Consider the following 19,892-nt stretch of genomic DNA (forward strand, 5'->3'; position numbering starts at 1 on the left):
TCAGCTCGCGCTGTACACCAGCGCGAGCAGGCACATGGCAAAGACGGCGAGCAGCGGCACGATCAGGAGCGTGAGCATCACGCCGATGCCCTTGCGCGACTGCTGCTGGTGACCGATGGACCCGGTCGTGAACTGGTGCCACGGGACGGCGTAGAAGCCGGGGACCGTCTGCCCCTCGCGGATGTCGAGAGGCATCGCCGCCTGCCCGTACTGCCGCATCCACTGGGCGTGCACGTCGACGCGGTGCTGGCCGGGGCGAAGGGGGTAGAAGTTCGGCCCGAAGGACGCCGGGACGGGGTAGCCGTCGATGCGCACCGTAGGGGTCAGCCCGGCCGAGACGCGGCTGCCCTGCATGGTCAGCATGAGGGCCCCGTGGCCTGCGGGAGGCTGCATCCAGGCGGCCTGTGGCCCGGAGACCGGCATGACCGGCTGGGGGGAGTGCGGATGCTGCGCGGGCTGCGGTGGGACGCTCGTCATGGACCGAAGGCTAATGACTACTCTGGCCGAGTGACTGGCAACCTGGCGATGCGCACCCTCGAGTGGCTCCTGCGACGGGTTGTCGTGGGACCTCCGCTGCGGGCCTATCTGCGTCTGCGGGTCGAGGGGGCCGAGCACATCCCACCCACCGGCCCGGTGATCATCGCCAGCAACCACCTCAGCTTCGTCGACTCGATGGTCATCCCGCTCGCCGCGGGTCGCAAGGTCGGCTTCCTCGGCAAGGCCGAGTACCTGCAGGGCACGGGGGTCTCGGGCTGGATCGGCCGGCTGTGGTTCGGCGAGTTCGGCGGCATGATCCCGGTCGACCGGTCCGACGCACGCGCCGCGGCCCGCTCCCTCGAGCTCGCCGAGGAGCACCTGGCGGCCGGGGGAGCATTCGGGATCTACCCCGAGGGCACCCGCAGCAGGGACGGCCTCCTCCACAAGGGACGCACCGGGGTCGGCCGGCTGGCCCTGGCCAGTGGCGCACCGGTCATCCCGTGCGCGCTCGAGGGGACAGACAAGGCGCAGCCGATCGACGCCCGCGGCCTGCGGCCCCATCGCGTCACCGTGCGCTTCGCCCCACCCGTCGACGTCGCGGCCCTCGAGGCGCAGTTCGTCAAGGCCCGCCTGCTGCGCGCGGTCACCGACGAGGTGATGGACGCGATCGCCGAGCGCTCGCCCCAAGGACGCTCCGACGACTACGCCAACCGCCCCGACGCCGCCTGAGCGTGCGCGTCGGGCACGAGCCGCCCACGCGGCTGGGTACGCTGGCGCGGTGCTGAAGACCACTGTCGCCGCCCTCGCCGGCAAGGCCGCCCGCCGCGCCGCCCGCCTCAGGGGCGGTGGGACCGGAGGGTCCGCGCTGCCCGGCCTGGTCGCGGAGAAGATCGACCCCGGCTTCCTCGCGCACGCCCTGGCCGATGTCCGGGGCGGGATCGTCGTGGTCTCCGGGACCAACGGAAAGACGACGACGACCAAGATGCTCGTAGCGGTGCTGCGCGCCCACGGCGAGACCGTCTTCACCAACCCGACCGGCAGCAACTTCACCCGCGGTGTCATCTCCTCGTTGCTCAGCGAGAGGCTCCGGCGCGGCCGACTCCAGGCCGACATCGCCGTCCTCGAGCTCGACGAGGCCCACGCCCTCCACTTCGGTCGCGCCGTCGCCCCGACCCACGCGCTGCTGCTCAACGTCGCGCGTGACCAGCTCGACCGCTTCGCCGAGATCGACCACACCGCAGGGCTGCTCACCCAGCTCGCCGCCATGACCACGCAGGGGGTCGTGCTCAACCGGGACGACCCCTTCGTCAACCGGATCGCCACGACGCTGGCGCCCGGCATCGACGTCAGCTGGTTCGGCCTCGACGCCGCCGCGGCCGACCGCCTCGGCGAGCTGTCGGAGCACGACTCCCGCGAGCAGGACGACTTCGCGCCGCCGGCCGCCGGTGAGCGGGACGGACTCCTCACCCCCATCGACGAGCAGCGGCTGCAGATCACCTTCGGCGCCGAGGGCGAAGGGGGCCGGGTCGGCCCCGTCACGCTCCGCCAGCGCGGCCTGGCCGCCATGATCAACGCGACCGCCGCGACCGCGATGGCCCGGCACCTCCTCGGGAGCGACTTCCGCACCGACGCCACCGAGCAGGCACTGCGCACCGTGGCGCCCCCCTTCGGCCGGGGTGAGGTGGTCGACGCCGACGGGACGCCGCTCGAGCTGGTGCTGGTCAAGAACCCCGCCGGATTCACCGTGGCGCTCGGGACCTACGGCAGCACGCCCACCGCGACGATGATCGCGATCAACGACGACTACGCCGACGGGCGCGACGTCTCCTGGCTCTACGACGTGAGCTTCGAGTCGCTGCGGGACAAGGGCGTTGCGCTCACCACGGGGGTGCGCGGCTGGGACATGGCCCTGCGGCTGCAGTACGACGACGTGCCGGTCGCCGCGACCGAGGTGGACCTGGCCCGCGCGCTGGAGACCTTCCTCGCCGATCACCACGACGAGCCCAAGCGCATCTTCTGCACCTACACGGCGATGCTCGCCCTGCGCCGGATGCTCGGTGAGCGCTACGACCTGCCCGAGATGGGCGTCGACGCCCCCGACACGACCGGAGGCGCGGCATGAGCGATGCCGGCACGAGCACCCGCGACATCCCGATCCTCGGCGAGCCGGAGGGCTCCTCGCTGCCCGCCGACTCGGGTCACGAGGGCAAGGGCGAGATCCACCTCGTCCATCTCTACCCGCGCGAGATGAGCATCTACGGCGACCTCGGCAACACCCGCTGCCTGGCCGCCCGCATCCGGCGGCACGGCTACGTACCGGTCGTGCACCAGCACCATCCGGGCCAGCCCTTCCCCGAGCAGGCGCACCTCGTCGTCGGTGGCGGCGGCCAGGACTCGGGGCAGTCCACGGTCGAGGACGACCTGGAGCGCATCGCCGACCGGCTGCGCGGACTCGCCGCCGACGGGGCCGCGATGCTCATGATCTGCGGCATGTACCAGCTCTTCGGCAAGGCCTTCGTCACCGTCGAGGGCAAGACGCTGCCCGGTCTGGGCATCTTCGACGTCACGACCCGGGGCAACGAGCAGCGGATGATCGGCCCGGTCGTGCTGAGCACCGACCACGGTGACGTCGTCGGGTACGAGAACCACTCGGGCTCGACCCTGCTCGGCGCGGGGCAGGCTCCCTTCGGCACGGTGCGGCACGGCCAGGGCAACAACGGCAGCGACGGCACCGAGGGTGCTGTCACCGCCCACGTCATCGGTTCCTACCTCCACGGCCCGGTGCTGCCGGCCAACCCGCGCCTCGCGGACAGGCTCATCGGGTGGGCGGCCGAGCAGGCGACGGGGCGAGACTTCGAGCCCGCGCAGCTGGACGACGAGGTGGCGCGGCAGGCGCAGACCCGTCAGGTGCGACGCCTGCTCGGCTGACCGGTCAAGGTCCCGATCAGGCCGGCGCCTCCGCGTCGGCCAGCTCCTCGGCGCTGGCCTTGGGCATGATGCTCCACGCCAGCCACCCGATGGCTCCCAGAGGGATCTCCATGAGGTGGGTGAAGATCGAGAAGAGGACGACGCCGGCCATCGACGCGGCCGGGTCGGCGCCCCACGCGACGAGCGCGGCAGCGGTGCCCGTCTCGGTCACGCCGAGCCCACCGGGCGTCACGCCGACCGCAGTGAGCAGGCGGCCGATCGCGTAGGCCGCGAAGAGCTGGCCGAAGGGCAGCTCGATCCCGGTCGTCTCGGTGCACAGCAGGAAGAGCACGTAGTACAGGCCGAAGAACCCGACCATCCCGAGCGTCATCTGCAGCCATCCGGTGCGCACGGTGTCGGCGGTGCGCTCTCGCATCCCGGTCAGTCCGCGCTCGACGGTGTCGCCGTGCCCGTGACGCACCAGCCGGACGAGCCGATCGACGGCCCGACCCATCGCCCGCGCTCCGGCGTCCGTGCCGATGGCGACGGCGAAGAGCACGACGATCGCGGTGCCGGACAGCACTGCGGCCCACGCGGCCTCGCGCATGGCTGTCGGCAGATCGGTGGCACCCCAAGCCAGCCCGAGGACGGCGATGATCGGCAGCGCGACCCGGGTCAGGACATTCCACACCCCGGTGACCACCGCCATCGTGGTGACGCTCGCGGCGGAGAAGCCCCAGGACTTGGCGATGGAGTACGTCGCGGCCAGCCCGACGGCGCCTCCGCCGGGCAGCAGGTTGGAGACCGAGGAGCCGCACACGTTGAGGATCAGGGCCCTGGTGTGGCTCAGACCGGGCATCGCGCCGGTCATGACGAAGGTGTAGCAGTACAGGCCCGCGACGACGAGGCCGATGAAGAGGGCCGCCTTCCACGGGGGGACGGTGCCCAGGACGTCGAAGACCTCGCTCCACGACGTCTTGGCGAAGTACGGCAGGCCCCACCACAGCATCGCGACGGCCAGGCCGAGGCCGAGGCAGATCTGCAGCCCCCGGACGAAGGGAGAGGTCCGCCTGGTGGCAGTGGGGCCAGCGTCGGTCGGTGCGGGTTCGGACGGTGCGGTCGTCACGACAGCCCTTCGAAGAGGTTGGTCTGGGTGGTGCCGGCCGGAGCGGTCGGGTCGACGAACCACTCGCGGCCGAAGACGAGGTCGTACATCGGCCGGGGGATGCGCACGAGCATCCCGAGGGTGCGGTCGCCACCGCCGGTGTCGGCGGCCTGGCTGGCGTGGGCGCGCATGGAGGCGCGCTTGGCCCCGGCGAAGCGCCGCACGTCGAAGCGGTGGGTGATCTCGGACGACGAGGAGAAGGCCCGGTCGAAGCTGCTGCGGTCGAACTCCGGGGGGAATCGGTAGACCGTGGCGACGAGGTCGATGGCCCGGCAGATCAGGTCCCGCGGGACGGTCGCCCAGAGCACCCGGACGTCGAGCCCGCGCTCGCGGGCCAGCTGGGCGGCTCGCGCGCCGACCTCGTGGATGCGCACGTGGTCGCGGTGGCCGTAGCCGCCGTTGGGGTCGTACGTCGTCAGCACGTCGGCGCCCTCCTCGAGCAGCACGTCGGCCAGTGCCGTGGCGGCCTCCTCGAGCGGCACGCGGACGAAGCGTCTGCCCCCCGGCGGGTCCGGCCACACGTCGGGTCCGCTGCCGCTGTCGGCGTAGCCGAGCTCGACGGTGCGGGCGACGCCGAGGGCGCGTGCACTGGCTGACAGCTCCCGGCTGCGGGTGGCCGCGAGGGCATCGCCCCGGCTCCCGAAGGCTGACTCGTCGGTGAGCCCCAGCGCGCCGTCCGTGGCCACGACGAGGACGACCCGGTGCCCGGCGGCGGACGCACGGGCCATCGTCCCGGCCGTGAGCAGTGCCTCGTCATCGGGATGGGCGTGGAAGACCACGAGGGTGCGAGCTGCGGAGTCCATCGGGTGAAACCTTGCCACACAGGTCCGTGGCACCCTTGGAGCCGTGAAGGTGGCCCTGCTCTCCGACTGCTACCCGCCGCGCACCGGCGGGATCGAGTCGCAGGTCAGTGACCTCGCGGCCCAGCTCGTCGTGGCCGGCCACGAGGTCGAGGTCTTCACCGCGACTGCGGGCGGGCCGGGTGTCGACGGTGTGCGCGTGCACCGGCTGAGCACGCCCCTCGCACTGGGGCTGCCGGTCAACCCGATGGCGGCGCCGCAGGTGCGTCGGCTGCTCGTCGCAGGCGGCTTCGACGTGGCGCACGTGCACATGGGTGTGGTCTCTCCCTTCGCCTGGGACATGGCCGGGGTCACGACGGGTCTGGGGCTGCCGACGGCGCTCACCTGGCACTGCGTGCTCGACCGTGCGGCCCGTCCGCTCGGTCCGGCGGTCCGCCGCTGGGTGCGGCGTGGCGCGGCCCTGTCGGCCGTCTCGGGCTTCGCGGCTCAGGGCGTGCGCAAGGCGGCGAAGGGAGCGCCCGTCGCCGTGCTCCCCAACGGCATCGACCCGAGCGCGTGGCGCGTGCCTGATCTCCCGACGCTGCCTGCCCTTCGAGACGCTCGCCCGCTGCGCGGACTCGCTCCTCAGGATCCGCAGGCGCGCCAGCGCCGTCTCGAAGGCACCCGCCCCGTGCGGGTGGTGACGGCCTCGCGGCTGGCTCCCCGCAAGCGGGTCGGCGCCCTGCTGGCGGTCGTGGCTGCGGCCCACGAGCGGCTCGGCCCCGGCGCGATGACGGTCGACGTCTACGGCGAGGGCCCGCTGCGGCCGTGGCTCGAGGCCCGGGTCGAGGCACTCGGGCTGCGCGACGTGGTGCGTCTGCCCGGTCGGGTGACCCGTGGTGAGCTCGCGCGGGCGTGGGCCGACGCCGACGTGTACCTGTCGCCGACCCGGCTGGAGGCCTTCGGCATCGCGGCGCTCGAGGCGCGCACGACGGGACTGCCGGTCATCGCGCGTGGCGACTCGGGCGTGCGCGAGGTCGTCACCGATGGCCTGTCGGGTCTGCTCGCCGCTGACGATCCCGGGCTGACGGACGCGCTGGTGCGGCTCGTCGCCGACGAGAGCCTGCGCGCCCGGATCACTCGCCACAACCGGCGGACGCCGCCGGCGCAGACCTGGGACCGCGTGGTCGACCTGGCCGTGGCGGAGTACCGACGGGCCGGGGCATGAGGGTCGTCGTCGTGGCCCTCGGCGACAGGGGAGAGGTCGGGCGCTGGTCCGTGCGGCACGGGCAGGACCCGCAGGAACTGCTGGCCGAGCAGGGCTGGGCCGGTGTGCCCGTGCGGTCCGAGCTCGTGGCGGACCTGGTGGAGATCAGCTACGAGGTGTACCCGCGTGCGGTGGAGCCGGCGCCGGAGGTCCCCGTCGGGGCGCCGGGTGCCCGGACCCTGCAGCGGCTGGCGGCCTACGCGATCGTCGTCGACGAGGGCCGGCTGCTCCTGTCGCAGCTCGCGTCCTGGGTCGGTGGCGGGGCCGGGCTGTGGACCCTGCCGGGCGGTGGGGTCGACCCCGGCGAGGCGCCGCTCGACGGCGTCGTGCGCGAGGTCCACGAGGAGGCCGGGCAGCACGTCGTCGTCGATGCCCTCGTGCAGGTGCAGTCCCGGCACTGGGTCGGGGACGTCGCGGCGGGGGAGCGGCACGAGGACTTCCACGCCGTCCGGCTGATCCACTCGGCGACCTGCCCGCACCCGACGCCCGCCCATGTGGTCGAGGTCGACGGGTCCACGGCTGCTGCGGCATGGGTCCCGTTGGGCGAGGTGGGCGACCTGCCCCTCTCCGACATGGTGCGCCTGGCCTGGCCGCACGTCCCCGGCGGTGTCTCCTACCCGGTGTAGGAGACACCGTCCGTGGTCGCCTAGGCTGCCGGGCATGGAAGCCCTGCGTCTCGTCCTTTACAGCCTGCACATGCTCGCGATGCTGGCGATCGTCGTCGGCCCCTTCGTCGCTGGTCGAGGACACCTCGTCCAGGTCTGGGGCGCGCGCATCCAGCTGCTGCTCGGTCTCGGCCTCACCGGACTTGCGGAGGCGGGTGACACCGAGGTCAACAACGCCAAGATCGGCACCAAGCTCGTCGTCATGATCGCGGTCCTCGCCTGCGCCGAGATCGGCAACGCCAAGAGCAAGCGCGGGGAGAACGGCAAGACCCTCGCCCTGGTCGCTGCTGGTCTGGCGGTCGTCAACGCCGTCATCGCCTTCGCCTGGTGATCTCGCGCGGGTGACCCACCCGCATCCACCGCGTGTCGTACTGCAGCTCGCCGGCGAAGGGGCGCCTGTCGCCCCACTCCTCGTCAGGCGATGAGTGAGCTGCAGTGCGGCACGCGTTGTCGTGTCACCCACCCGATGACCTCGCGGACCCAGTCGGGGTGGAACATCACGTGCTCCCACGCGAAGTGGAGCACGACCCACCCGGCGAGTGTCATCTCGTCGTGCCGCCAGGAGTCACGCCGGACGTCCTCGCGGGTCCTGTGGAGCTCCAGGCTGTCGGCCCACAGAGCGATCCGGGTGTCGGGGTTGCCGACGTCGGCGTGCAGCACCCGCCCGTCACGCAGTCGGATCGGCACCTGAGGCGCCCAGTGGCGGTCGGCGGCCTCGATGGCCGCAGCTCTCAAGCCCGACTCGAAGGGGTTGGCCGCCTCCGCGCTCGCCAGGTCCAGGACCCGACGCGCGGCCGTCCGCCCCGTCCGGGGAAGCGCGACCGCGGCGAGCTCCTCGGCCGTCACCGCGCCCGAGCGCAGTGCCGAGTCGGCCACGGCCAGCCCCTCCGCCAGCGGAAGGTCCCTGGCGCAGTCGATGACGGTGCGCAGCGGCTTCGTCGCCCGCAGCCCGACGTCGCCCGGAGCCATGGTGCGAAGCCGCAGGGCCACGTCGTCGGGCACCGGGATGCGCCGCGACCGAGGGGCGACCAGCTCGGGAGGGTCAGGGGCGTGGAGCACGCCCCATCCGTGGTGCAGGGCGGCGCTGCGATGGCTCAGGTGTGCCCCGAGCTGTGCCGCGCGAGCGGGCACCCCGTCGAGCGGCAGGCCGTAGACGCCACGCCGGTGCCGAGCCACGAGCCCGGCCGTGAGCGCATCGTCCAGCGTCGCCTGCGTCGTGTACTCGAGCAGCTCGGCACGCGTGGCCGAGCCGCCGTGCTGGGCGACGATGAGTGGGACGACTGACATCCCCACACACTGGCGCAGCCGGCCCGAGCGGCCGCCGACTTTTCCACAGCAGGGCCGCGCCTCCCTCAGGGGACGAGGATCAGCTTGCCGGTCGTCTCCCGGCCCTCCAGCGCCCGGTAGGCCTCGGCAGCGTCGGCGAAGGAGTACCGGCCACCGATGGCGATGTCGAGCCGTCCGCTGGAGATCTCGTCGAAGAGCTCTCGCCCGCGCATCATCAGCTCCTCCCGCTCGCTGATGTAGTGGGCCAGGGACGGGCGGGTGACGAAGAGTGACCCCCCGGCGTTGAGCCGCTGCAGGTCGAAGGGGGGTACCTGCCCGGATGCCCCGCCGAAGAGGACCATGGTGCCGCGGGGGCGCAGCGAGGCGAGCGACGCGTCGAAGGTCGCCTTGCCCACGCCGTCATAGGCGACGTCGACTCCCTTCGTGGCGCCGAGCCGTTGCGCGGCAGCCGTGATCTCGCTGGCCAGGTCGTCGGTGTCGGAGTAGTCGATGAGCTCGGAGGCGCCACGGGAGCGGGCGATCTCGAGCTTGGCGTGGGACCCGGCGGTCGCGATGACCGTGCCACCACGTGAGGTGATCATCTGGGTGAGCAGCTGGCCGACCCCACCCGCGGCCGCGTGCACGAGAGCGATCGTGCCCTCGCCCACCGGGTAGCACCCGGTGACGAGTGCATGCGCGGTCAGTCCCTGCAAGGTTGCGGCACAAGCGGTCTCGAGGTCGACGTCGTCCGGGACCGGGAGCAACCGGCTGGAGTCGGCGATGACGAGCCCGGCGTGCAGGCCATCGACCATCGACCACGCGACCCGGTCACCGACGGCCACGGCCGCACCCTCGCCGACGGCCCTCACGGTCCCGGCCGCCTCGAAGCCCTGGACGTAGGGCGGAGACATGCGATAGATCCCCTCGCGCTTGTACGCGTCGACGAAGTTGACGCCACCAGCTGCGACCTCGACGAGCGCCTCGCCGGGGCCGGGGTCCGGGACCTCCCGCTCCTCGAGGGCGAGGACCTCGGGTCCGCCGTGACGGGTGACGACAAGGGCTGTGGTGGTGGTCATGCGGCCACCCTAGGACCCGCTCCCCGAGGAGGCGCGCCAGCGCCGTCTCGAGAGGTCACAGGGAGGCGATGACCTCGTCGAGCATGGTCTCGGTGAGCTTGCCGGTGAAGGTGTTCTGCTGGCTCACGTGGTAGCAGCCGACCAGCGCCACCTCGCGCCCGTCCGGGGTGCGGAGCGTGGCGCGCGCACCGTGACCGAACTTCGGCTTGGGCCGGGGCACCTCCCACCCCGCGTGGCGCACGCCGGCGATCGTCGCGTCCCACCCGATGGAGCCCAGGCACATGATCGACCGGACGAAGGGAGCGCTCCTCGCCAGGTCGGCATCGAGCCACGGAGCGCAGGTCTGCTTCTCGAGCGTCGTCGGCTTGTTCTGCGGGGGAGCGCAGCGCACCGGTGCGACGATCCGCACCCCGTCGAGCGTGAGCCCGTCGCCGGCCGCCCACGACTGCGGCTGGCTCGCGTACCCCGCGCGGTGCAGCGCGGCGTAGAGCCAGTCACCCGAGCGGTCACCCGTGAAGTTGCGGCCGGTCCGATTGGCGCCGTGGGCCGCTGGTGCGAGCCCGACCACGAGCACCGGCGCGTCGGGCGGGCCGAGCGTCGGCACCGGCCGTCCCCAGTAGGGCTCGTCGCTGAACGCGGCCCGCTTGGTGAGGGCGACCTCCTCACGCCACGTGACCAGGCGCGGGCAGGCACGGCAGACGGAGATGCGGGCGTCGAGCTCGTCCTGGCCGATCGCTCCCTTCGCCAGGCGGCGCACCTGGGCGGCAGTGCGCGCGACAGGGGTCTCGGGGGTGGCCAGGTCGTCGGGCCAGCCGGTACCCGGTGGCACCGGGGAGGCGAAGGGAGCACCCGTCACCGGGTGCGGGAGCAGGACGTCGTCAGCCACCCGCCCACCCTAGACATCTGCCACCGTGGACCCATGGCCATCGACGAGCAGCTCGCCGACCGGGTGCGTGACGCCCTCTTCGCCCGCGGCATCGAGTGGGAGGAGCGGCGCATGTTCGGGGCGCTGATCTTCCTGGTCGGGGGCTCGATCCTCATGGGTGTCCGGGGTGGCGGCGGCCTGCTCGTGCGGGTCGACCCGCAGGAGGGCGAGCGGCTCCTGGCCGACGCCGGCCGCTACTACGCCCGGGTCGCCGACATGGGTGGCCGGGGCATGGGGCCGAGCTGGCTCGACGTCTCGCCCGATGCCGTCGAGGACGAGACCGGTCTGGCTCACTGGATCGAGGCCTGTCTGCGTCGCGCCCCCTGATCAGTCCTCGGGGTCGGCAGGCGGCTCGGCCCCCTCGGCCTCGTCGCGGTCGGCCCACTCGAGCAGCGGCGTGAGGTCGTGCGCGATGTCGTCGATGTCGGTGTGCAGGTCACCGAGTCGTGCGAACCTCTCCGGCACCGTCGCGATGGTGCAGTCCTGCGGCTCGACGTCGGCGACCTCGTCCCACGTGATCGGGGTGGACACGGTGGCAGCAGCATTGCCCCGCACCGAGTAGGCGGCAGCGATCGTGTGGTCGCGTGCGTTCTGGTTGTAGTCGACGAAGATGGCCGCCGGGTCGCGGTCCTTGCGCCACCACGTCGTCGTCACCTCGTCGGGGACCCGCCGCTCGACCTCGCGGGCGAAGGCGAGCGCCGCCCTTCGCACGTCGCCGAACTCCCACCGTGGCTCGATCCGGACGTAGACGTGCAGCCCGGCCCCGCCGGAGGTCTTGGGGAAGCCGACGATGCCCAGCTCGTCGAGCACCTCGTGCACGACGCCGGCCACCCGCCGCACCCGCTCGAAGGGAGCATCCGGCATGGGGTCGAGGTCGATCCGCCACTCGTCGGGCCGGTCGACGTCGGCGCGGCGGACATTCCACGGGTGCAGCTCGACGGTGCTCATCTGCACCGCCCAGATGATCTGGGCCAGCTCGGTCGGGCACAGCTCGTCGGCGTGCAGGTCGTAGCGGGGGAAGTGGAGGCGGACGGTCTCGACCCAGTCCGGGGCTCCCTTCGGCAGGCGCTTCTGGTGCACCTTGGCGCCCTCGACACCCTTGGGGAAGCGGTGCAGCATCGTGGGCCGCTCGCGCAGCGCGCGCAGGATCCCGTCGCCGACGGACAGGTAGTACTGCGCGAGGTCGAGCTTGGTCTCACCGCGCTCGGGGAAGTACACCCGGTCGGGGGAGGAGATGCGCACATCCCGGCCACCGACATCGAGATGGACGTCCTCGCCGTGCTCGCCGCGCGCCATGCACCGACCGTACTCACTTCACGGTCCCCGAGGAGCTTGGGCGCGCCTCCTCACGGTCCCCGAGGAGCTTGCGCAGCAAGCGTCTCGAGGGGTCACCCGATCCGGGCGCCCTCCGGGCGGTCGGTCGCGATCGTCGTCACCCAGTAGCGCCGCTTGCCCTGACGAGAGTCCTCGTACTCGCCGCCGGCCCCCTCGATGGTCGCCCGGGAGGCAGCGTTGTCCTCGTCGCAGGTGATCAGGACGCGCTCCAGGCCCATCTCGGCAGCCAGCTCCAGCACCTGACGAAGGGCGGTGCTCGCGTGCCCCTGCCGCCTCGCCGTGGGGCGGATCGAGTAGCCGATGTGCCCGCCCTGCTCGAGGAGGAAGTCGGTCAGCTCGTGGCGCAGGGCGATCGAGCCGAGGTACTCGTCACCCTCGACGATCCACAGGTAGGTGCACGGCACGTAGCCGTTCGGCCGGGGCGTCTCGGGCAGCTCGTCGGCCCGCCGGACCTGCACGAGCCGGCGGAACTCCTCGGGGTCGGTCAGGCCCTCCCGGGTGAAGGTGAAGCCGTCGAAGCCGACCGTCGGGTCGGCGGCCTGCGCCAGGTCGCCGTCGCCGTCGCGGTGCACGCCGCCGAACTCGTCGTGCGCCTCGAGGTAGGAGGTCTGGTAGCGGGGGTCGGGGCGCACGATCAGGGACATGCGCCCACCCTAGATCCCGGGTCAGACGACCGGATCGACCGGTGGCGTGAACTCACCCTCGGGGACCGGCGTGATCCGCTCGGGCGCCCGCAGGGTGCGCACGTCGCGGGAGAGCAGCGCCAGCAGGCTGGACAGCAGGATGAGCGCAGCACACCCGAGCAGAGCCCGGTGCGCGCCGAAGTGCACGGCAGCGGGCCCGGCGAGCAGCACCCCGACGGGCCCGAAGAGCATCGACCCGAAGGCGTCGTAGGACGCGACCCGGGACAGCGCCTCGGCCGGGACCTCGCGCTGCATCGTCGTCTGCCACAGCACGGTGAAGGTGTCCATGCCCAGGCCCATGACGAACCCGCCGAGCACGATGAGCGGAAGGGGGGCGCCCACCCCGAGCAGCAGGTACGGCAGCGCGGTGAGCGAGGTGAGCACGACCCCGAGCAGGATCGGTCGGCGCGGCCGGATCCGCAGGGCGATGACGACGCCGACGAGCATGCCGACCGCCTCGCCCGTGAGGATCGCCGACCACGCTCCGGCGCCGCCGAGCTCGGCCTCGGCCACGACCGGTCCGAGGACGGTGTGGGCGCCCTGCCACGCGAGGACCAGCAGCGCGAACTGCGCGACGACCACCCACAGCCACTCACGTGAGGAGAACTCGACCCACCCCTCCCGCAGCTCGCCGACGACGGAGGTCCCCCCTTCGCGTCCGGGGCGGGGGGTGGAGCCGATCCGCCAGGCGAAGGTCGCGGCCGCCGCGTAGATCACTGCGGCACCGACGAGGGCCCAGCCCGGCCCGACGAGGACGACGACCGCCCCGGCCGCGATCAGCCCACCGATACGCGCGACATTGGCGCCGACGGCGAGCAGGGCGTTGGCCGGCTGGAGGTGCCCGGCGGGCGCCACCTCGGGGATGATCCCCGACAGGACCGGCCAGACGACCGCTCCGGCCAGGCCGGTGAGCACGGCGAAGGCGCAGACCATCGGGATCGGCGCCCACCCGACCAGCAGCATGGTGCCGATCCCGAGCCACGCGACGAGGGAGAGGCACTCCCCGGCGAACATCACGAACCGACGCGGGTAGCGGTCGGCCACGACGCCGCCGAGGAGCAGCCCGAGGACGTGGGGGATCGCCTCGGCCGCGACGACCAGCGAGAGGGTGCCGGCATCGGCCCCCGGCAGGCCGAGGACGCCGAAGGCGAGCGCGACCGGGGCGAAGGCCAGTCCGAGCATCGACAGGGTCCGTGCGGCGAAGAGCGCGGCGAAGCGGCGCTCGCGCAGCAGGCTCAGGTCGTCGCGGATGGGGCTCACCGCGGCACGCTATCCGGCCGACGACGGCGTCGGTCCTTTGGGCGTGAACCCCGACCACGAGCACGCCATGACGGTCGACGGCGCGCATACACTCAGACGACGCGTATCGCGAGCACGACGAGGGAGACGCCGTGAATGAGGCTGTGTGCCGGAGGGCCCTGGAAGGCTGTCATCTGAGGAGTCGCCGCCCGCTCATTTGCGCCGGTGAGGTTCTTCGAGCAGGTCGCACGTGACTGAGCCGCCCCTCGGTTACCGTCGCGAGATTCGCGAGATCTTCCTCAAGGAGAATGCCGATTTCTCGAACTCTCGCGAGCACGACGGGCTCAAGAGTCCTCTCGCCCGCGACAAGTCGACGGGCGATATGTCGCATCCGGTCATCGGCGACCAGGTCGAACAGGACGCTGACCGCGACAGGGCCCCTAGTGAGGTCCTCGACTGGCCCCGTGACCACGACGTGGCATCTTGGGAGTCGGACACGCCCGACATCTCGCGACTGGTTCCCTTCGCGCTTGTTGCCGGGGTTGGCATCGCGGTCGGTGTAGCCAGCGCGAGGTTTGCGCACCGCCGGAAGCTGCAGCGCCAGGAGGAAGAGACGACCGCCCCTCCGGCAGTCATTCCTGCGGGTTGGTACGAGACATCTCCTGATTCAACCCGCCTCCGCTTCTGGAATGGCGCTGCGTGGACCCACGAATACGCGGAGCGTGCTCAGACCTCGTGGGCGGCGGCTTCTGGATGGCATGCCGATCCGTCGAACCCAGTGCAGCTTCGCTGGTGGGACGGTTCGGCATGGACCCACCACGTCTCGCCATTGCCCGGGGCGTCGACGTACCCGGCCGACTGGTACACGGACCCATGGCACGGAATGCAATTGCGATTCTGGGACGGGGCAACGTGGACGCAGCACGTGACGACTATCCGCGCCATCGGGACTGAGGCCGACGCGACTCCGGCCGTCGGGTGGCGCAGGCTTCCGGACGAGGACGACACTCGGATCAACATGAGTACCGCGGAGTGGCGCGCCCACGTCGAGGCTTGGCTGACAGCAGGTGTCATCGAGAAGGAGATGTGGCGCCGGCTATCCCATGCCCGCATCAGCGATCCTGACCACGTGACGCTGGAAGCACAGCAGCGCATGGAGCAGCTGACCGCACAAGACGGTGCCAAGGAGCTCTCGCGTCTCCTGGCGACGCATCCCCAGCTGCGCAGTCTTACTGACATCGAAGACTTCCTTGGGCATTTCGTCAGCTCCCGTAACGTCCGGCAGGACGGTGCGCTGCCTCTATCGGTGCGTTCGGACGATGGCGGGATCACCTGACCACACGGCCAGTCGAGGCCTGAGGGCGAAGCCACGTACCACCGGTGAATGAGGCGTGACGGCCTCGGGCGTTCACACGCCTCGACCGCTGCGGAATCTGGAGCTTGCCCTGCAAGCGGCTCAAAGGGTGTCGGTCCTGCGACGTAGGCTGGTCGGCGACATGAGCAGCCTTTTCGACGACCTTCCCGATGCCCTGCCCGGTGACTGGAGCCAGGAGGTCACCGATACCGGTGTCCCCACCTGGGCGATGAGTGACGAGGGTCCGACCCGGGCCGCGCACAGCCGGCACCACACTCCCGTCCAGCGGGACCCGGAGGAGCTGGTCGCCGGCCTCAACCCGGGCCAGCGCGAGGCGGTCCTGCACGCGGGCGGCCCGCTGCTCATCATCGCCGGGGCCGGCTCGGGCAAGACCCGGGTGCTGACCCACCGCATCGCCCACCTGCTCGGTGCCCGGGGCGTCCAGCCGGGCCAGATCCTGGCGATCACCTTCACCAACAAGGCCGCCGCCGAGATGCGTGAGCGCGTCGAGGACCTCGTCGGCCCCCGGGCCAAGGCGATGTGGGTCCTGACCTTCCACTCCGCGTGCGTGCGCATCCTGCGCCGCGAGGCCGGCAAGGTCGGGATGAAGAGCAGCTTCTCGATCTACGACGCCGCCGACAGCCAGCGCCTCGTCGCCATGGTCATGCGCGACCTCGACCTGGACCCCAAGCGCTACCCGCCACGCTCCCTGGGCCACCGGATCAGCAACCTCAAGAACGAGCTGGTCGACGAGGAGGAGTTCGCCCGGCGTGCGTCGGTCGACGAGGACGCGCAGACCGGCGGGACCCAGCAGGACCAGATCCTGGCGCAGGTCTACACCGAGTACCAGCGCCGGCTGCGGCAGGCCAACGCGCTCGACTTCGACGACATCATCATGACGACCGTGCACATCCTGCAGGCCTTCCCCGATGTCGCCGAGCACTACCGTCGCCGCTTCCGCCACGTGCTCGTCGACGAGTACCAGGACACCAACCACGCGCAGTACATGCTCGTGCGGGAGCTGGTCGGCGGGGACAAGGACGCGGCCCGCTCGGACCACTCCGTCGAGCCGAGCGAGCTGGTCGTCGTCGGTGACGCCGACCAGTCGATCTATGCCTTCCGCGGCGCCTCGATCCGCAACATCGTCGAGTTCGAGGAGGACTACCCGGACGCCCGCACGATCCTCCTCGAGCAAAACTACCGCTCGACCCAGACGATCCTCAGCGCGGCCAATGCCGTCATCGAGCGCAACGAGTCCCGGCGAAAGAAAAACCTGTGGACGCAGGCGGGGGCCGGCGAGCAGATCGTCGGCTACGTCGGGGACAACGAGCACGACGAGGCCTCCTTCATCGCCAAGACCATCGACGACCTGCACGACGCGCACGGGGTGCGCCCCGGCGATGTCGCGGTCTTCTACCGGACCAACGCGCAGTCCCGCGCGATCGAGGAGATCTTCGTCCGGACGGGGCTGCCCTACAAGGTCGTCGGCGGCACCCGCTTCTACGAGCGAAGGGAGGTCAAGGACGCCTTGGCCTACCTGCGGGTGGTCACCAACCCGGCCGACACGGTCAACATGCGCCGGATCATCAACACCCCCAAGCGGGGCATCGGTGACCGGGCCCAGCTCGCCGTCGCCCAGCTCGCCGAGCGCGAGCGGATCCCCTTCGTCGCCGCGCTGGGCAGGGTCGAGGACGCGCCGGGCATCGCGACCCGCTCGGTCAAGGCGGTCAAGGGGTTCACCGCCCTGCTCGAGGCGCTGGGCGAGCTCCACCAAGGGGGCGCCGGCATCGGTGACCTCCTCGAGGCCGTGCTCGAGCGCAGTGGTTATGTCAGCGAGCTGCAGGCCAGCCGTGACCCCCAGGACGAGACCCGGCTGGAAAACCTGGCGGAGCTCGTCGGTGTCGCCCGTGAGTTCGACGCGACCCGTGAGGCCACCGGTGAGGTCATCAGCCTCGACGACTTCCTCGAGCAGGTCAGCCTCGTGGCCGATGCCGACGAGATCCCCGACGGAGGTGAGGGCGAGGAGCAGGGGGTGGTCACCCTCATGACGCTGCACACGGCCAAGGGCCTGGAGTTCCCCGTCGTCTTCCTCACCGGCATGGAGGACGGCACCTTCCCCCACCAGCGCAGTCTGGCCAACGCCACCGAGCTCGAGGAGGAGCGCCGTCTGGCCTATGTGGGCATCACCCGCGCCCGCGAGCGGCTGCACCTGTCCCGGTCAGCGGTGCGCAGCGCCTTCGGCACGCCGCAGTACAACCCGGCCTCACGCTTCCTCGACGAGATCCCCGCGGACCTCGTGCGGTGGGAGCGCACCGGCCCACCGCTCGGTGGCTTCGGCGGATCCGGCTCCCGTGACGGTCGCCAGCCCGCGGTCGCCCGCCTGGCCGCTCGGCCCGGCGTGCGCTCGCCGGGCAACCGGCCGGTCATCGCCCTCGCGGACGGCGACAAGGTCACCCACGACAGCTTCGGCCTCGGCACCGTCATCCGGGTCGAGGGCGAGGGCGACAAGTCGATGGCCCACGTCGACTTCGGGGGAGAGGACGGCGTCAAGCGGCTGCTGCTGCGCTACGCCCCCCTCGAAAAGCTCTGACCAACCGTGCATTGCCCTAGGGCAATGCACGCCCGGATTGCATTGCCATAGGGGAATGCAGACGAAGGGGGCCCGACGAGCGATCGCTCGTCGGGCCCCCTTCGTCGGTGGAGCCGTGGCTCAGCTGATGCCGCGCTCGGCGAGCCAGCCCGCCGGGTCGATCGCGCCGCCGCCACCGGGGTGGATCTCCATGTGGAGGTGGGGTCCGGTGGAGCGGCCGGTGTTGCCCGACAGGGCGACGACGTCGCCCGGGGCGACCTGCTGGCCGACGCTGGCGCTGAACGAGCTCATGTGGGCGTAGCGGACGACGGTGCCGTCCCAGTACTTGATGTCGATGTAGATGCCGTAGCCGCTCATCGGGCCGGCGCCGATGACCGTGCCGCTGCTCAGGGCCTTCAGGGGCGTGCCGATCGCGGCGGCGTAGTCCTGTCCGGCGTGCAGCTTGCCCCAGCGGGGGCCGAAGGGGGAGGTGAAGACGGCGTTGTCGAGCGGCTTGACCCAGCTCTGGGCGCCCTGAGGCGCAGCCTGCGGCGCGCCCTGCGCCGTGGAGGAGCCGGCGGACGCGGGAGCAGCCGTCGAGGACTTCTCCTGCTTCTTCTTGTCCGCGGCGATCGCCGTGCGTTCCTTGGCGCGGGCGACGCGCTTGCGCTCCTGCGTGCGTCCCTGGTCCTTGGCGACCGAGGTCGAGACGGCCTGCCGGCGCGCGGCCAGACCGCTGCTCTCCTGCGCGGAGGCGGCGACCTCCTCGCGGGCGTCGTCACCCAGGCTCGGGTCGGACAGCAGCGACGTGGTGCCGTTGTCCTTGTCCGCCGAGAGGAAGGCGGCCTTGGCCTGCGTGCCCGCACCGCCTCCGAAGGACGCGGACTGGGCCGCGGTCGCTCCCGCAGCGGTGAGCACCAGGGTGGCGGCCGCGGCGGTGGGGACGAGGTAGGCAGGGCCGAAGCTCTTGGGCAGACGCGAGCGGTGCTCGATGGCGCGCCGCTCAGCGCGAGTGGGCGGCCGGTGCCGTCCGGAGTAGTCAGACATGAAGGGAGAGTCCTCGCAGGGGGTCGTGGACAAATCCCGGAAACCCTAGCGTGACCTTTTCGTTATGCAAAACTGGGGTGATCTGGCTCATGCGGAACGGCCGGCGCGCGCTCGTCGACCTCGTCGACCACGTCGACGGATCGAGGTCAGGCGGGGCGGTCGGCGATGGAGGTGACCGACGCGGTCGGCGCACCCTCGCTGTCCAGCTGCGTCAGCCGGGTCGCGATCTGGTGCACGACGCTCGGCAGGATCGGCAGGGAGAGGTGGCCGACGCCACGCAGCCGGATGTTGGTGCTGTGGACCCCCTCCTGGTGGAGCGAGGCGTTGACCGCGGGCACGACCGCCTCGTCGGTGTCGGACCAGAAGGCGATGACGCGGGTGCGGCACTCGGGTGCCGGTTGGTTGAGCTCCTGCATGAAGGCGCTGCCCGGCCGCAGCTGCCGCAGCAGCGACGCCGGCACGAGGTGGGCGAGCAGGGTCCCTCCGTGCGGGGAGCCCAGGGTGACGAGGGTGTGGACGCGCTCGTCGCCTCCGAGCCGCGTCACGTAGTAGCGCGCGACGACACCGCCCAGGCTGTGCGCCACCACGTGGATCCGCTCGAAGCCGGTCTCGGCCGCGATCGTCTCGATCTCCTCGGCGAGCTGGACCGCAGCGGTGCGCACGTCCTTGGTCCGGACCGAGTAGTTCATGGAGAACACCCGGCTGAACCCCCGACGCAGCAAGCCACGACGCAGCAGGGCGAAGATCGAGTGGTTGTCGGCCATGCCGTGCAGCAGCAGGATCGGGGTGCCCGCCTCGGTCACGTCCGTGACGAGGCGTCCCCGCTGGACGGGGCTGAGGTGCTCGATGCGGTACCCGTTGCGCGGTCCGCCGCGCCGCGGTGCGCGAGCGCCGAAGGGGTAGAGCGACAGGTGCGTCGTGGCCCAGACGATCTCGACGGCGGCGCCCACCGCAGCCTGCGCAGTGGCCATCTGCCGCAGCTGCTGGCACACGCCGGTGCGCAGGCGGGCCGGCGTCGTCGCCGGCTCGCTCCTCGAAACGGTGGCGGTCACCGTGCGTGTCTGCGGGGCCATGGTGACTGCAGAGTAACCCCCAAGAGCACCTGCGTGTGAGGTGTTGTGACGACTCTGTGATCAAC

20 protein-coding genes are annotated in these 19,892 nt (G+C 71.7%); 9 read left to right on the forward strand and 11 right to left on the reverse strand.

The window, feature by feature from the left end; genetic code table 11:
- Positions 1-477, reverse strand: coding sequence for a hypothetical protein (locus EXU32_RS02495; protein WP_130628474.1), 477 nt, complete (start codon positions 475-477; stop codon positions 1-3).
- A gap of 30 nt (positions 478-507) precedes the next feature.
- Here EXU32_RS02495 and EXU32_RS02500 point away from each other — a divergent pair, with 30 nt between their 5' ends.
- From EXU32_RS02500 to EXU32_RS02510, 3 genes are read left to right on the forward strand one after another with little or no spacing between them, the layout of a single operon-like run.
- On the forward strand, positions 508-1,206 hold the full coding sequence (locus EXU32_RS02500; RefSeq protein ID WP_130628475.1) for a lysophospholipid acyltransferase family protein: 699 nt from the start codon (positions 508-510) through the stop codon (positions 1,204-1,206).
- Between the two features lie 49 nt (positions 1,207-1,255).
- Complete coding sequence (locus tag EXU32_RS02505; protein ID WP_130628476.1) at positions 1,256-2,599, forward strand: Mur ligase family protein; 1,344 nt, start codon at positions 1,256-1,258, stop codon at positions 2,597-2,599.
- Positions 2,596-3,405 (forward strand): type 1 glutamine amidotransferase, encoded by an 810-nt coding sequence (locus tag EXU32_RS02510; protein WP_130628477.1) that lies wholly within the window; start codon positions 2,596-2,598, stop codon positions 3,403-3,405. The genes EXU32_RS02505 and EXU32_RS02510 overlap by 4 nt, the downstream gene beginning before the upstream one ends.
- Positions 3,406-3,421: 16 nt before the next feature.
- Here EXU32_RS02510 and EXU32_RS02515 read toward each other — a convergent pair whose 3' ends face one another.
- Positions 3,422-4,510, reverse strand: coding sequence for a lysylphosphatidylglycerol synthase transmembrane domain-containing protein (locus tag EXU32_RS02515; protein WP_242612861.1), 1,089 nt, complete (start codon positions 4,508-4,510; stop codon positions 3,422-3,424).
- Positions 4,507-5,352: a PIG-L deacetylase family protein gene (locus EXU32_RS02520; protein WP_130628478.1), complete on the reverse strand. Its 846-nt coding sequence runs from the start codon at positions 5,350-5,352 to the stop codon at positions 4,507-4,509. The genes EXU32_RS02515 and EXU32_RS02520 overlap by 4 nt, the downstream gene beginning before the upstream one ends.
- A 43-nt stretch (positions 5,353-5,395) precedes the next feature.
- Between EXU32_RS02520 and EXU32_RS02525 the strand changes: the two genes are divergently transcribed.
- From EXU32_RS02525 to EXU32_RS02535, 3 genes are read left to right on the forward strand one after another with little or no spacing between them, the layout of a single operon-like run.
- Positions 5,396-6,556 (forward strand): glycosyltransferase family 4 protein, encoded by a 1,161-nt coding sequence (locus tag EXU32_RS02525; RefSeq protein ID WP_130628479.1) that lies wholly within the window; start codon positions 5,396-5,398, stop codon positions 6,554-6,556.
- Positions 6,553-7,221, forward strand: coding sequence for an NUDIX hydrolase (locus EXU32_RS02530; RefSeq protein ID WP_130628480.1), 669 nt, complete (start codon positions 6,553-6,555; stop codon positions 7,219-7,221). The genes EXU32_RS02525 and EXU32_RS02530 overlap by 4 nt, the downstream gene beginning before the upstream one ends.
- 34 nt (positions 7,222-7,255) lie before the next feature.
- Complete coding sequence (locus EXU32_RS02535) at positions 7,256-7,591, forward strand: hypothetical protein (protein WP_130628481.1); 336 nt, start codon at positions 7,256-7,258, stop codon at positions 7,589-7,591.
- 83 nt (positions 7,592-7,674) lie between these two features.
- Here EXU32_RS02535 and EXU32_RS02540 read toward each other — a convergent pair whose 3' ends face one another.
- From EXU32_RS02540 to EXU32_RS02550, 3 genes are all read right to left on the reverse strand, one after another.
- Entirely contained in the window at positions 7,675-8,547 is an 873-nt protein-coding gene (locus tag EXU32_RS02540; protein WP_130628482.1) for a hypothetical protein, read from the reverse strand.
- A 65-nt stretch (positions 8,548-8,612) separates the two neighbouring features.
- Entirely contained in the window at positions 8,613-9,602 is a 990-nt protein-coding gene (locus EXU32_RS02545) for a quinone oxidoreductase family protein (protein ID WP_130628483.1), read from the reverse strand.
- A gap of 55 nt (positions 9,603-9,657) precedes the next feature.
- Positions 9,658-10,488 (reverse strand): uracil-DNA glycosylase, encoded by an 831-nt coding sequence (locus tag EXU32_RS02550; protein ID WP_130628484.1) that lies wholly within the window; start codon positions 10,486-10,488, stop codon positions 9,658-9,660.
- Between the two features lie 33 nt (positions 10,489-10,521).
- Here EXU32_RS02550 and EXU32_RS02555 point away from each other — a divergent pair, with 33 nt between their 5' ends.
- Complete coding sequence (locus tag EXU32_RS02555) at positions 10,522-10,854, forward strand: TfoX/Sxy family protein (protein ID WP_130628485.1); 333 nt, start codon at positions 10,522-10,524, stop codon at positions 10,852-10,854.
- On the opposite strand, the gene ligD is transcribed toward EXU32_RS02555, so the two are convergent.
- The 3 genes from ligD to EXU32_RS02570 form a co-directional block, all read right to left on the reverse strand.
- The gene (gene ligD, locus EXU32_RS02560) at positions 10,855-11,823 is read right to left on the reverse strand and encodes a non-homologous end-joining DNA ligase (RefSeq protein ID WP_130628486.1); all 969 of its coding nucleotides are present in this window, start codon (positions 11,821-11,823) and stop codon (positions 10,855-10,857) included.
- Positions 11,824-11,915: 92 nt separating this feature from the next.
- Positions 11,916-12,506 carry a GNAT family N-acetyltransferase gene (locus tag EXU32_RS02565; RefSeq protein ID WP_130628487.1) on the reverse strand — a complete coding sequence of 197 codons (591 nt, stop codon included), beginning with the start codon at positions 12,504-12,506 and terminating at the stop codon, positions 11,916-11,918.
- A gap of 21 nt (positions 12,507-12,527) precedes the next feature.
- Positions 12,528-13,805: an MFS transporter gene (locus tag EXU32_RS02570; protein WP_130628488.1), complete on the reverse strand. Its 1,278-nt coding sequence runs from the start codon at positions 13,803-13,805 to the stop codon at positions 12,528-12,530.
- 229 nt (positions 13,806-14,034) lie between these two features.
- Between EXU32_RS02570 and EXU32_RS02575 the strand changes: the two genes are divergently transcribed.
- Both EXU32_RS02575 and pcrA read left to right on the forward strand, forming a co-directional pair.
- Positions 14,035-15,120: a DUF2510 domain-containing protein gene (locus tag EXU32_RS02575; protein WP_130628489.1), complete on the forward strand. Its 1,086-nt coding sequence runs from the start codon at positions 14,035-14,037 to the stop codon at positions 15,118-15,120.
- Between the two features lie 160 nt (positions 15,121-15,280).
- Positions 15,281-17,728 carry a DNA helicase PcrA gene (gene pcrA, locus EXU32_RS02580; RefSeq protein WP_130628490.1) on the forward strand — a complete coding sequence of 816 codons (2,448 nt, stop codon included), beginning with the start codon at positions 15,281-15,283 and terminating at the stop codon, positions 17,726-17,728.
- Between the two features lie 120 nt (positions 17,729-17,848).
- On the opposite strand, the gene EXU32_RS02585 is transcribed toward pcrA, so the two are convergent.
- Complete coding sequence (locus EXU32_RS02585) at positions 17,849-18,754, reverse strand: M23 family metallopeptidase (RefSeq protein ID WP_130628491.1); 906 nt, start codon at positions 18,752-18,754, stop codon at positions 17,849-17,851.
- A gap of 146 nt (positions 18,755-18,900) precedes the next feature.
- Positions 18,901-19,827, reverse strand: coding sequence for a lipase family alpha/beta hydrolase (locus EXU32_RS02590; protein WP_242612862.1), 927 nt, complete (start codon positions 19,825-19,827; stop codon positions 18,901-18,903).
- Between the last annotated feature and the right edge of the window lie 65 nt (positions 19,828-19,892).

Source organism: Janibacter limosus, from assembly GCF_004295485.1.
GTDB lineage: Bacteria > Actinomycetota > Actinomycetes > Actinomycetales > Dermatophilaceae > Janibacter > Janibacter limosus_A.